9 protein-coding genes, 13 tRNA genes and 1 other annotated feature are annotated in these 12628 nt (G+C 35.0%); of the genes, 16 read left to right on the forward strand and 6 right to left on the reverse strand.

Going from position 1 to position 12628, the window contains the following annotated elements:
* Positions 1-84 (forward strand) — a sequence feature (5S ribosomal RNA rRNA prediction is too short).
* A gap of 20 nt (positions 85-104) precedes the next feature.
* The 13 genes from CDIMF43_RS06095 to CDIMF43_RS06155 all read left to right on the forward strand — a co-directional run bounded on the left by CDIMF43_RS06095 (position 105) and on the right by CDIMF43_RS06155 (position 1438).
* Positions 105-178 (forward strand) — tRNA-Asn (locus CDIMF43_RS06095).
* Between the two features lie 52 nt (positions 179-230).
* A tRNA-Ser gene (locus CDIMF43_RS06100) sits at positions 231-320 on the forward strand.
* A gap of 14 nt (positions 321-334) precedes the next feature.
* Positions 335-406 (forward strand) — tRNA-Glu (locus CDIMF43_RS06105).
* An 11-nt stretch (positions 407-417) separates the two neighbouring features.
* Positions 418-490 (forward strand) — tRNA-Val (locus CDIMF43_RS06110).
* 79 nt (positions 491-569) lie between these two features.
* Positions 570-643, forward strand: a tRNA-Asp gene (locus CDIMF43_RS06115).
* Between the two features lie 29 nt (positions 644-672).
* A tRNA-Phe gene (locus CDIMF43_RS06120) sits at positions 673-748 on the forward strand.
* Positions 749-753: 5 nt separating this feature from the next.
* A tRNA-Tyr gene (locus CDIMF43_RS06125) sits at positions 754-837 on the forward strand.
* Positions 838-862: 25 nt separating this feature from the next.
* Positions 863-936: transfer RNA gene (locus tag CDIMF43_RS06130), tRNA-Trp, on the forward strand.
* Positions 937-951: 15 nt separating this feature from the next.
* Positions 952-1024 (forward strand) — tRNA-His (locus tag CDIMF43_RS06135).
* Positions 1025-1065: 41 nt separating this feature from the next.
* Positions 1066-1138, forward strand: a tRNA-His gene (locus CDIMF43_RS06140).
* Between the two features lie 10 nt (positions 1139-1148).
* Positions 1149-1220, forward strand: a tRNA-Gln gene (locus CDIMF43_RS06145).
* Positions 1221-1245: 25 nt separating this feature from the next.
* Positions 1246-1316, forward strand: a tRNA-Cys gene (locus tag CDIMF43_RS06150).
* A 38-nt stretch (positions 1317-1354) separates the two neighbouring features.
* Positions 1355-1438: transfer RNA gene (locus CDIMF43_RS06155), tRNA-Leu, on the forward strand.
* A 534-nt stretch (positions 1439-1972) separates the two neighbouring features.
* On the opposite strand, the gene CDIMF43_RS06160 is transcribed toward CDIMF43_RS06155, so the two are convergent.
* The 3 genes from CDIMF43_RS06160 to CDIMF43_RS06170 form a co-directional block, all read right to left on the reverse strand.
* Positions 1973-2593 carry a class I SAM-dependent methyltransferase gene (locus CDIMF43_RS06160; protein ID WP_109841490.1) on the reverse strand — a complete coding sequence of 207 codons (621 nt, stop codon included), beginning with the start codon at positions 2591-2593 and terminating at the stop codon, positions 1973-1975.
* A gap of 247 nt (positions 2594-2840) precedes the next feature.
* Positions 2841-3806 carry a site-specific integrase gene (locus CDIMF43_RS06165; RefSeq protein ID WP_233218298.1) on the reverse strand — a complete coding sequence of 322 codons (966 nt, stop codon included), beginning with the start codon at positions 3804-3806 and terminating at the stop codon, positions 2841-2843.
* A gap of 149 nt (positions 3807-3955) precedes the next feature.
* Positions 3956-4189 (reverse strand): DUF3173 family protein, encoded by a 234-nt coding sequence (locus CDIMF43_RS06170; RefSeq protein WP_109841492.1) that lies wholly within the window; start codon positions 4187-4189, stop codon positions 3956-3958.
* Between the two features lie 1436 nt (positions 4190-5625).
* On the opposite strand from CDIMF43_RS06170, the gene licT reads away from it, so the two are divergent.
* From licT to CDIMF43_RS06185, 3 genes are all read left to right on the forward strand, one after another.
* On the forward strand, positions 5626-6468 hold the full coding sequence (gene licT / locus CDIMF43_RS06175; RefSeq protein ID WP_074403121.1) for a BglG family transcription antiterminator LicT: 843 nt from the start codon (positions 5626-5628) through the stop codon (positions 6466-6468).
* 148 nt (positions 6469-6616) lie between these two features.
* Positions 6617-8515: a beta-glucoside-specific PTS transporter subunit IIABC gene (locus CDIMF43_RS06180; protein WP_109841493.1), complete on the forward strand. Its 1899-nt coding sequence runs from the start codon at positions 6617-6619 to the stop codon at positions 8513-8515.
* A 95-nt stretch (positions 8516-8610) separates the two neighbouring features.
* Positions 8611-10077, forward strand: coding sequence for a glycoside hydrolase family 1 protein (locus tag CDIMF43_RS06185; protein WP_109841494.1), 1467 nt, complete (start codon positions 8611-8613; stop codon positions 10075-10077).
* A 77-nt stretch (positions 10078-10154) separates the two neighbouring features.
* On the opposite strand, the gene CDIMF43_RS06190 is transcribed toward CDIMF43_RS06185, so the two are convergent.
* From CDIMF43_RS06190 to CDIMF43_RS06200, 3 genes are all read right to left on the reverse strand, one after another.
* The gene (locus tag CDIMF43_RS06190; protein ID WP_109841495.1) at positions 10155-10553 is read right to left on the reverse strand and encodes a VOC family protein; all 399 of its coding nucleotides are present in this window, start codon (positions 10551-10553) and stop codon (positions 10155-10157) included.
* A 92-nt stretch (positions 10554-10645) separates the two neighbouring features.
* A complete protein-coding gene (locus tag CDIMF43_RS06195) occupies positions 10646-11497 on the reverse strand; it encodes a MurR/RpiR family transcriptional regulator (RefSeq protein WP_109841496.1) in 852 nt (283 codons plus the stop codon).
* 99 nt (positions 11498-11596) lie between these two features.
* The gene (locus CDIMF43_RS06200; RefSeq protein WP_109841497.1) at positions 11597-12436 is read right to left on the reverse strand and encodes a Cof-type HAD-IIB family hydrolase; all 840 of its coding nucleotides are present in this window, start codon (positions 12434-12436) and stop codon (positions 11597-11599) included.
* Between the last annotated feature and the right edge of the window lie 192 nt (positions 12437-12628).

Consider the following 12628-nt stretch of genomic DNA (forward strand, 5'->3'; position numbering starts at 1 on the left):
ATACACCTGTTCCCATGCCGAACACAGAAGTTAAGCTTCTCAGCGCCGATAGTAGTTAGGGGTTTCCCCTTGTGAGGGTAGGACGTTGCCACGCTTTTAGTTATTCCGCAATAGCTCAGTTGGTAGTAGCGCATGACTGTTAATCATGATGTCGTAGGTTCGAGTCCTACTTGCGGAGTTACATAGTTTTCTATGGTGTTATTGAGTTGTATTGAGATTTAAATGAATCTGGAGAGTTGTCCGAGCTGGCCGAAGGAGCACGATTGGAAATCGTGTAGGCGGTGAAAACTGTCTCAAGGGTTCGAATCCCTTACTCTCCGTATCAAAATAAATAGGCCCGTTGGTCAAGCGGTTAAGACACCGCCCTTTCACGGCGGTATCACGGGTTCGATTCCCGTACGGGTCATAGTTTTATCTGGAGGTTTAGCTCAGCTGGGAGAGCATCTGCCTTACAAGCAGAGGGTCAGCGGTTCGATCCCGTTAACCTCCATTTTTTTTAAAATTTTCAATCATACTGATTGACACAATTATAGAAAAATAAATGTGACGTAATAAATAAAGCCTATTTTGGTCTGGTAGTTCAGCTGGTTAGAATGCCTGCCTGTCACGCAGGAGGTCGCGGGTTCGAGTCCCGTCCAGACCGCTTTAATAATTTAATGTTTTTCCCTATATGGCTCGGTAGCTCAGTTGGTAGAGCAATGGATTGAAGCTCCATGTGTCGGCAGTTCGATTCTGTCCCGCGCCACCATTTTTGGAGGGGTAGCGAAGTGGCTAAACGCGGCGGACTGTAAATCCGCTCCTTTGGGTTCGGCAGTTCGAATCTGCCCCCCTCCACCATTTTTTATGTTTTTTAATTTAATACAGGGGTATAGTTTAAAGGTAGAACAGTGGTCTCCAAAACCATTAGTGTGGGTTCAATTCCTGCTACCCCTGCCATTTTTTATTGTTATGGCGATTGTGGTGAAGTGGTTAACACAGCGGATTGTGGTTCCGCCACGCGTGGGTTCGATCCCCATCAGTCGCCTTTAAGGTATTTTTATTTTATTATTTTCTATTTTTATGATGGCGATTGTGGTGAAGTGGTTAACACAGCGGATTGTGGTTCCGCCATGCGTGGGTTCGATCCCCATCAGTCGCCTTTGTATTATTGGGCTATCGCCAAGCGGTAAGGCAACAGACTTTGACTCTGTTATGCGTTGGTTCGAATCCAGCTAGCCCAGTTTTTTATTAATATTTTTAAATGGTGGCGGTATAGCCAAGTGGTAAGGCAGAGGTCTGCAAAACCTTCATCACCGGTTCAAATCCGGTTACCGCCTTTATCATTGTTTAAAAATACTAGCTTTTTGTTAATTATGCCGGCGTGGCGGAATTGGCAGACGCGCTGGACTCAAAATCCTGTGCCCGCAAGGGCGTGCCGGTTCGACCCCGGCCGCCGGTATACTTAGAGCATCAACGTTTTCATTAACGTTGGTGCTCTTCTTTTTGTCTTGGTTATTTTTAGGAGAGTCTCTAATTTGAGCCATAAATGTCTCCCATATAGCATAAATTGACTAATATAGGAAGTATTGCTATGATTAAGTAATTAGTTAATACCTTTATGAAGGGAGATAAATACATGAGCATTAAAAAATTGAATATGGCATTGTATATTTATGTATCAGCTATAATTGTTTTGCTTTTACTGTCATTTTTTTACAATAACTGGAAAATTCTTATTAGTGGGACAGGTGTATTTTCTGTTTTGATGTATTATATTTCTATTAAGCTGAAAAAATCTGATAGTAATTAAATTAAGTTTATTAAATGCCTTAAAATATCAACGTAAGCCACTCACTTCGCTAGGGAATGAGTGGCTTACGTTGAGTTAATGAATAGACATCAAAAGCAAAAGAGAGGAGTTTCAACATAATGATAAAGCTGAAACTCCTTTCATTTGAATAACCCATTCAACTTGTTTGAACTTTTCTTTTAACTATATTTTTCTAATTTTATAAAATATCCAGTCTTTTTGCTGTTCCATTTGCATTAGTTCTAATCCTAAATCACTAAGATATTTTTCAAAAGAACTTTGTTCTTTTAGATGATATAAAAAGTATTTTATTTTAGCATACTCACAACCAATAATAAAAATACCGTCACTAGAAAGTATTCTTCTTATTTCTAAAAAACTTCCACGAAGATCAGTCCAATGAAAGTGATTTTGGAATGCACAGACTAAATCAAAGTGGTTTGAAGGATATTGAGTTTTATTGATATCTTTTTTTTCATAGGCTATATTATAATTCGAATTCCGGAACTTGGCTTGCTCAATAGCTTTATCCGAGATATCTATCCCAATTATAAAATCAGAGATAAAAGTGTTACTAATATACTTCGTCGTTGCACCATTTCCTACGCCTATATCCAAAATATTATCAAAACTTTGTTCTTTCAGAAAAGATAGACTCCATATAGCCATGGGTAGATAAACATTATTCCATAATTTCATCATCATACTGCCAATCCAACCAGAAGGTTGGATTGATTGTCTTAAAAGCTGTTGATATAAAAAATACAAGGTTATTATTAATAATAATATAATAAAAAGTGTCATTTATTTTCCTTTCTGAATCATGGTTAAATAGAAATAAAATTTGTTTTTAGCATAGTAAATAACTTGTTTAGAGTTATTTTGCTACATACATTATACCATATAAAGTTCTTTTAAGTTTTGACTACATAATACTTTCTTCATAATAAATGAATTTAGTTTAACTGTATCTTATTTTGAAATATTAGTAACCGTCATTATAGATGAAGAAAGAGCTTAAACGTTATTATTACGTTCAAGCTCTTTCTTTTTAGAATAAGTCATTTAGCTTGTCTGACATGCTTTTCTGCTTACTTGGGTAAAGATGTCCATATGTGTCGTAAGTCGTTTGAATAGAGGCGTGACCGAGTCTTTGCTTGATTGGGAATTCCTTTTCTCCATTCTCAATTAATAAAGCAACATGTGAGTGCCTAAAGTCATGAATCCGAATCCGTTTTAGCTCGGTTGTTCGTTCTAGAATGGCGTTGTACTTGTTAGTTACCATGTATCGAGTGATGATACTAGGGGCAAACTGAAAGACTTGTAATTGTTCTACATCATCAGTAAATCGGTATAACCTAGCGGTTTGTGTCTCTTTCCATGATTGTAATTCATCAACTAAGTTACTTTGAATTGTTATTTTACGTTTACTGGCATCTGTTTTTGGTTCGTTGAGTATGGTTCTCCCTGGAAGATGTATAAGTGTTTTATTTACGTCAATTTCTTTTCTGTTAAAGTCGATGTCGTCCCACGTTAACCCCAGCAATTCACCAATACGCATCCCAGTTGAAAAAAGTACCTTGAAAATTAATTTGTATGAGCTATCATCTGGTTCTAGTAAGGTTAAAAATTGTTGGAACTCTTTTACAGTCCAGTAGTTCATCTTATGCTTAGGTACGGGCAGTCTTTTAATCTGAGAACAGGGGGTTTCATTAAGAAAACCTTCCTTAACGGCAATGTCTAATAGTTTTTTCATTAAGATCATTTGTTTATTGACAGTGTTGTTAGTTAAATCTTTATCTAACAATGTTTCTCTGAATGCGTCCATATCCTTGTAGGTTAAAAGGCCAATGGTTGCGTCTTTGAAGTACGTTGAAAAGTGTTTATTATAACTGCAGTTTTGCGATGAAATATAGCTCTCTTTGCGTTGTTTTTTCTTGTCTTCATCTTTCATTATCTCGTATAAGATGTCGAGTGAAGCTCCCTTAATAGTAGAGTAGTCACCATATTTCGTCATTCTGTAATAACTTTCTAATTCTAAAGCCTCCTTACGGGTCTTTATATTCCTTTTAATGAATCGGTTTCGCTTACCAGTAACAGCATTGTACCCCTTAGAGATATCTAGTTTCCATGTGTCTTTACCTTTTTCTTTTGTGACTGACATTATTAACACGCTCCTTTTGATTTTAATGTACTAATTTCTTTGAGTTCTGATGTTAAGTCGATTCCAAGCATGGTATCAATTGTTTTTACAGGTACACCACCTAATCGTTTGTTGTCGTAAAAATCGAATCCATCAGCTACTAGTAATGCTTTGGCTTTCTTAATGATGCTTTCGGCTGTGCAATGTCCGTATCCTAATTCGATTAAATCCTGTTTAGTTAGTGTTAAATTTTTCATAAAAGTTGTTCTCCTTTGTATTTGGTTTATTCGGTTCTAATGACCTGAAATCATTATTTCCGCAGTCTAACTTTTTGTAAAGTACCTTTATCCTAAAATATTTCTTTATATACTCCTCAAAAGAGCTTCTAAAGTTCAAAGAAGGTAGGGGCTTTTAGTATCAAAGTTAGACGATTTCATCTAAGGTAAAAATCTACATATAGGGTGGTGAAAACAACTTCTGAGTACCCCAAGATAAAGAAGCAAAATAATTGGAAATTTAAGTTGATTTATCTGATTCATTAGACCTTTGCTCTAAAACTAAAATGACAGTGAACAATTAACTGGAAAATTATGTACAAGTTACAATAAAATGAGTTTGTGTCAGTTTGGTTGAGTGAGATTTAAAATCAAGTGATCGGTGAGTATATCTATTCGACAATAAGTTCAATATATTTATAGTCCCATTAATTGGAGGAATGGTTTTTTCAATGTTTAGCTCAAATTGGATATCTATGAAATTTGGAAAAGATATGATTGTAACCTTTATTATAAAATTGATTCTGTTAGCTGTTTGGCTGTTCTTTTGGATAAGTTGTGGTTATTATTTTATGATTTTAGCTAACCTTATATAGAGTTTAAAATGGAAAGGTTAACTGTTTTTAATTATAGATAGGACCTCTGTCTAGGATAAAAAGATAAAAGAGTTCTGCAAAAGAATTTAACTACAAGAATCTTTTTTGTATGCTGATGTATTCTAGCTAGAGTGAAATGAGATTTAAGTCATTCGTTTATGCCTGGAATAAATCATCTAATCAAACTGAGCAGATAAGATATGAGAGAGGTAAGCATCTAATCAAAATATTCAACCATCTAGCCTAATTTCACTAGACAAGCGTTTGAATAAATGCTATACTTTGTTAGTAATCAATACAAGTAGAGATATTTTGAACGAGATAGTGCGAATGAGTTCTTGCTATTAGTTTCTATATATCACCAAATAGTTTCCTGAAAGACTAAGTTGTAATCAATTCTAATTGGTTATGGATGACTTAAGTCTTATTTAATTTTATGTAAGAATGTCAAATCGGGTCTCTGGCTGAAACTCAAAATCCTGTGCCCGCAAGGGCGTGCCGGTTCGACCCCGGCCGCCGGTATACTAGTAGTATCAACGTTTCTAACGATTCGTTGGTACTTTTTTTTATTTTTTGTTGTAATATAATCAGAGAAAATGAAAAATAGAATTTCATTTATAAGAAGTTATTTTTTTGGAAGGGATTGACATTAAGCGCTTACAATGTTAATGTATATGATATAAATAGGATTTACATACAACATATGGATAGTGATTGTTTCGGCAAGCTAAACCTAATACAACGTTTATAGTAAGGAGTGCAAACTTCTTTGACTATGAAGGTGTATTAGGTTTTTTTCATGAAAGGCGGGGTGTGAAAGAAATGCTAATAGAAAAAATTCTAAATAATAATGTTGTGATCACAAAAGATCGCTATGGAAATGAAATTATTATTATGGGACGAGGATTAGCTTACTGCAAAAAAATTGGGCAGAAAATTGAGAAGGATAAGATTGACAAAGTTTATCGATTAAGTAGCGATGAATTGTCACAAAAGTTTCAAGAGCTGCTCTTAGAATTGCCTATTGAGTATTTAGCAATAGTTGATCAAATCATTGATTACAGTAAAGAAATATTAGATGCGGAACTGAATGATTCTATTTATATCTCCTTAACAGATCATGTTTTTACCTCTATGGAACGAAAGAAAAATGGACTGCAAGTTCGCAATGCATTACTCTGGGACATTAAACGTTTCTATCCTAAGGAATTTAAAATTGGCATGAAAATGATTGAAAAAATAAAAGAACATTACGACATTGATCTTCCAGAAGACGAAGCAGGCTTTATTGCGTTGCATTTAGTTAATGCTCAAACTGGAAATTCTGAAATGAACAATATGTACGATTTAACCAAAATTATTCAGGACATTATGAATATCATTACGTATTACTTTAAAATCACCATTGATGAAGATTCAGTCTATTTTTATCGATTTACTACACATTTACGATTTTTTATTTCGAGAATGCAGTCTAATAAACCTTATAAAAATGAGACTGATGAGGATTTGTTAGAAATTGTACGAAAAAAGTATTGGAATGCCTATCAATGTGTCGATAAAATTGCTGAATTTTTAGCAGTTAATTATCATTATGAAACATCCACTGATGAACGTTTATACCTAACCATTCATATTGCAAGAATTGTTGAAAAGAATGGTTAGTCATAATATAAAATTTTAAAAAGGGGGGTCAGAAAGCTAGCAGGTAAGGTAAGCAGGAATTGACAGAGACATGAAACATTTGGATAGTGACATTCAGTTGGCTAAACCTTCAATTAAACTATTTTATTAATTATTGGAGGAAACAAAAATGGGAAAATATCATGAATTAGCAGAAAAAATTGTAGCAAATGTAGGCGGAAAAGAAAACATTAATAGCTTAACACATTGTATTACGAGATTGCGTTTTAAGTTGAAGGATGAGAGGAATGCAAATGATGACATTCTAAAAAATATGGATGGCGTTGTAACCGTTATGAAGAGTGGTGGACAATACCAAGTAGTCATTGGCAATCACGTTCCTGCTGTCTATGAAGAGGTTGTGAGTATTGCAGGTTTGTCTGGTGATACTGAAGAAGAATCATCTGGCGGAAGTATTTTTAATCGTTTAATCGATATTTTAAGTGGCTGTTTTCAACCTTTTTTAGGCGCTTTAGCAGCAGCTGGGATGGTAAAAGGATTTAATGCTTTATTGGTTTTCTTAAAGCTATATTCAAACACATCCGGAACCTATACGATGTTAAATGGTATTGGAGATGCGATCTTTTATTTTATGCCTGTTATTTTAGGTTACACTTCAGCTAAGAAATTTAAACTACATCCAATGGTGGGAATTGTGATTGGAGCAGCATTGTGTTATCCAGCCGTGCAAGGAAGTGCATTACAAGCAGTTTTTGAAAGTACTGCTGGCGCTGGTGCTGCAGCTCCTTATAGCTTATTAGGATTACCCGCTTATGATACATTTTTAGGGATTCCTTGGGTAGGCGGTAGCTATACAAGTAGCGTCGTGCCAGTAATCTTTATTATTGCATTTGCTGCTCAAATTCAAAAGTTGTTTAAAAAAATTATTCCTGAAGTAGTTCAAACATTTTTAGTGCCATTTTTTGTCTTATTAATTGCTTTACCAATTGGATTTTTAGTAATTGGTCCAATTATCAGTATCTTAACTGATTTACTAAGTAGCGGATTCCAAGGATTAATGTCTTTTTCACCTGCATTATATGGTCTTATTCTTGGATTTTTCTGGCAAGTCTTGGTTATCTTTGGTTTACACTGGAGCGTTGTGCCTTTGGCTATTATGCAAATTACGCAAGAAGGGTTTAGTCAAGTGTTAACAGCTTCATTTGCAGCAAGCTTTGCTCAAACAGCAGTTGTCGCAGCGATGTTCTTTAAATTAAAAGATAAAAAAATAAAAGCCCTATGTCCACCAGCAATTATTTCAGGCATCTTTGGTGTAACGGAACCGGCGATTTATGGCATCACGTTACCAAAGAAAAAACCATTTATTTTCTCAATGGTAGGAGCTGCAGCAGGTGGTTTGTATTTAATGTTAAATCAAGTTACTTCCTATACAATGGGTGGTTTGGGAATTTTTGGTATTTTAAACTTTATCAACGGGGAAGACGCTAGTGGTGTTGTAAATGGGGCAATTGGTGTTGTTATTGCCGTTGCAGTGGCCTTCACATTAACGTTCTTCTTTTGGAAAGATGATGTGGTAGAAGAAGAAGTAGAAATTGACATTCCAAAAGCAATGAATAAAGACATTATCACATCTCCTGTGAAAGGAACGGTTGCGTCACTAAGTACCTCAAAAGATGATGCTTTTTCATCAGGTGCATTAGGTAAAGGAGTAGTGATTTCACCTGAAAATGGAAAAGTAGTAGCCCCATTTGATGGGACTGTCATGACGGTTTTTCCAACAAAGCATGCCATTGGTCTAATTTCCGATAATGGAATGGAGTTATTGATTCATATCGGACTTGATACGGTTCAATTAGAAGGAAAGTATTTTGAAGCATTTGTAAAACAAGGAGACAAAGTGGCACGTGGTCAAACATTGGTGACCTTTGATAAAGAAGCAATTGAAGCAGCTGGATTCAGTACAGAAATTCCAGTTATTATTACGAATAGTGACGATTATTTGGATATTTTAGAACCACAGCAAAAAGAAATTAATTTAAATGATGATTTGATTACCGCGTTAATTTAAATGGAACAAGTGAGCGTGTATGTTGGTGAGTCAATTATTGACATACACGCTTAAATAAAAGAGCAAAAAATAAATTTAAAAGGAGCGATTGAACAATGGGATTTCCTAAAAATTTTCTTTGGGGCGGAGCTACAGCGGCCAATCAATATGAAGGTGGGTATTTATCTGGGGGAAAAGAACCAAGTACCCTAGATGCGATTACAGGTGGTAGTCATACGACACCCAGAAAAATTACTTACAAAACAAAAGAGGGCAAGATTGAATCTGTTACGAGAGAAAAGTCTTTACCAGCAGGAGCAGTTGGTTATATTGATCCAGAACAGTATTATCCAAGTCATGTTGCTACAGATTTTTATCATCATTATAAGGAAGACATTGCTTTATTTGCTGAAATGGGCTTTAAATGTTTCCGTCTTTCAATTAACTGGTCACGGATTTGTCCTAAAGGAACAGATGAAGTCAATGAAGAAGGATTAGCTTTTTACGATGCAGTATTTGATGAGTTGTTAAAATACAATATCGAACCGGTTGTTACGATTAATCATTTTGATATCCCTATGTACTTAGCAGATGAGCTTGATGGGTGGTCAAATCGTAAAGTGATTGATTACTTTTTATTTTTCTGTGAAACGATATTTAAGCGTTATAAAGATAAAGTGAAGTACTGGATGACTTTTAATGAAATTAATTTTTTAAGAAGTTGGACGCAAATTGGGATTCATGATAGCAGTCTTCAAGGAAAGTATCAAGCTGCCCATCATTTGTTTGTTGCTAGTGCGAAGGCAGTTCAGTTAGGGCATCAAATAAACCCCGATTTTCAAATTGGGATGATGGTTGCTTATATTCCAAGCTACCCAATGTCTTGTCGACCAGAAGACGTGATGGAATCCGTTCAGTTTAATCGTGAGCAAGAGTTCTATATTGATGTTCAAGTGAAGGGGTATTACCCAGCGCATAAGTTAAAACAATTTGAGCGCGAAGGGGTAGTGATTAAAAAAGAAGCAGGAGACGATGAACTGATAAAAGAAGGAACGGTGGATTACATTGGTTTTAGTTATTATATGTCAACCGTATCTTCTGCCAATCCTGATAAGGTGAAATTTGTAGGTGGAAATCAAATGCCAGCAGTGAAAAATCCTTATTTAGAAGAATCTGATTGGGGTTGGGGAGTTGATCCATTAGGTTTAAGAATTTCATTAAGTAACTTATACGATCGCTACAATATCCCACTATTTGTCGTTGAGAACGGTTTTGGTGCAGTCGATACGGTCGAAAGCGATGGTTCAATTGTGGACGATTATAGAATTGATTATTTTAAAAAACACGTTGCAGCTATGAAGGATGCGATTGAGTTAGACGGGGTCGATTTAATCGGCTACACGCCTTGGGGTTGTATTGATCTGGTATCTGCAGGTACTGGTGAAATGAAAAAACGTTATGGCTTTATCTATGTTGACTTAGATGATCATGGCCAAGGAACCTTAAATCGAAGTCGTAAGAAGTCCTTTAATTGGTACAAACAAGTTATTGCAACAAATGGTGAAAAGTTAGAAAATAATTAAGAGTGGATTGAAAATTTTGCTACAATTAAATACAAGAAACGCCCCAAAAAGAACTGTTCTTTTTGGGGCGTTTTTATTTATATAGACATCCAGGTTGGCTCTAGCATGTTGCCATCTGGATCTTGCACTTCAAGCCCAAACATTTGATCTTCAGGAATTCCCATCTCAACTTTGTAGTAGTTTCCACCATTTTCTTTTGCTGTTTCAGCGAACTTTTTAACCGCATCGGCACTTTCTAGACTAAAGGCAACAAGTGTACCACTACTAGTTTTAGCATCTGCAATTTCTTTCCCATTAATAAATTGACGATAAAAATCATGACTTAGTAACATAATCCAAAAATGATCGTCCCAAACCATTGAACTGCTTGTTTCATTCGAAAAAGCCTCGTTCTTGGTGAAGCCTAACTTCTCATAAAATTCAGTATAGCGCTTCACATCGGATACTGGAAAGTTAACAAAGACCATACTTGACATAAAAATCCCCCATTCTTTTTTTGTAAAGTTGATTACGCACAAAGCATCTCATGAAGGAGCTTTTTTGTCAAAAAATAAGAACACTTAATTTATTAAATTAAACGAGGATTCATTTTTTGATAATTTGCTAGTTTATACGCACTATTTTTTTCATAATCTATGTTGAAATAGCTAAGATAAAGCATATCAAAAAGATACATTAAGGACATTCTTGTAGAAAAGGATGAAATTTTATGGTAGTGATTTTCAAGAGAAGAAAAAAGAAACGTACTGTCAACTGCTTCCTTCAGCAAAGGACTATTTTTTGATGTAATGAGCAAGATTTTACACTTATTTTGTTTCAAAATAGCAAATAATTCAGGAATATTCCCACCACGACCTTCAAAGGAGACAATAATGGCTAAATGATTAGTAGTGCTATTGGCAGCAGTTAAATGTTGAGTGTAGTTATCTTGTGGTACATTGACTGTTTTTCCGATTTCTTGCATTTGAAATTTGAAATTTTCGGCAAAATAAATATTTGCTGAAGTTGCATAAATATCAATTGTTTCTGCTTCTTGTAAAAGTGTACGATTTACACTTAGGTTTTCAAACTCGTTAGTATCAATGGTTGATTGAACGGTTTGTTCATAAACTAGTTGTAAATTTTTCATGATGGAAAAATTAGTATCTTCTGACGAAATGGGGTAATTAATGTCAATAATCGGTTCTGACCTATGGACATTTAAGTATTTAACGAGTTCTAGTTTTAGGTCATTTAATCCGTCAAGTTTTAGTTTAGTAATTAAACGATAAATGGTAGAAATAGAAACAAATGAGGCTTCAGCTAATTCTTTTGGTGATAGGTAAATCACCTTTTCAGGAGCGTCTAAAATAAATTGAACAAGGATACGTTCACTAGTTGTAACAGGAGTTAATGTTTTCAGTTTTAAAAGTAAATTCATGAATGGATGCCACCTTTCTTAGACTGTGTAACTCTAGTATAAACTAGTTTTTATTTTTAAGCGTAAAAAAGATGAGAGATAGACTCTCATCTTGTCCTTTTAAAGTAATCCAGATAAAGCTTTTGCAATTCCGTCTTCATTGTTAGATAAGGTGATTTGGTCTGCATTCTTTTTTAATTCAGCTACAGCATTCCCCATGGCAATCCCGATACCTGCGTAGTTAATTAAAGATAAATCATTGTGACCATCACCAAATGAAATAATATGTTCAGGTTTCACGCCTAAAGGAGTTAACGTTTTAGCTAATGCTTGAGCTTTATCAATTCCTTGATCTGTAAATTCAAAGTACATAGGGGCAGAAAAGACACCATGGACCTTATTCTTAAAAGGAGCTAGAATTTTTTGCCAATGCATATTTAAATAGTCTGGTTGAGCAGCGACTAGAATTTTATGCAGTGGAAAATCAACAAAAGCAGCTAAATCTTTTATTTCACACAACTGAAATTCTCCCCCCTTTGCTTCGTATTCAATGATATTAAAAGTACCTAGTGGAGTTCCTAAATCTAATAGCCCGTTATAAACATTATTAACATACATGTACTCTTCTTTGGCGATCATTGGAAGGACATCAAACTGTTTTAAATGTTCTAAAATCTGCTGGCTCATTTCAATTGAAAGAGGTTGACTGAATAATTCTTTTTTTGTAGCAACCTCAACAACATAAGCACCGTTATAGGAAACTAACATCCCATTGTAGCGTTCTAATTGCAATTCTGCTGCGTATTTCCACATGCCAGGTGTGGGTCTGCCAGAAGCAAGTACGATTTTAATCCCTTGTTTTTGAGCATCAATTAAAGAGTCTTTCGTTCTCGGGGTTAGTTGCTTTTCATCATTTAAAAGTGTGCCATCAATATCTAAAACAATTGCTTTTATGTCCATAAGTGTTCCTCCATTTTCATTTGACTTCAATTGAATCTTTATTCTTTAATTCTAATTATAAAGGAAAACAACAGGAGAGTGAGCAAGTTGAGAGAGGTTGAAAGTTTTTTTTCAATAATAAAGTGTCTAAGCAAGCAACATGACAATTTTTTCTCATCACGAACTTTAGAAAAAGCAAAGCTGCTTAATAGA

The sequence above is a fragment of the Carnobacterium divergens genome (genome assembly GCF_900258435.1).
Taxonomy (GTDB): Bacteria; Bacillota; Bacilli; order Lactobacillales; family Carnobacteriaceae; genus Carnobacterium; species Carnobacterium divergens_A.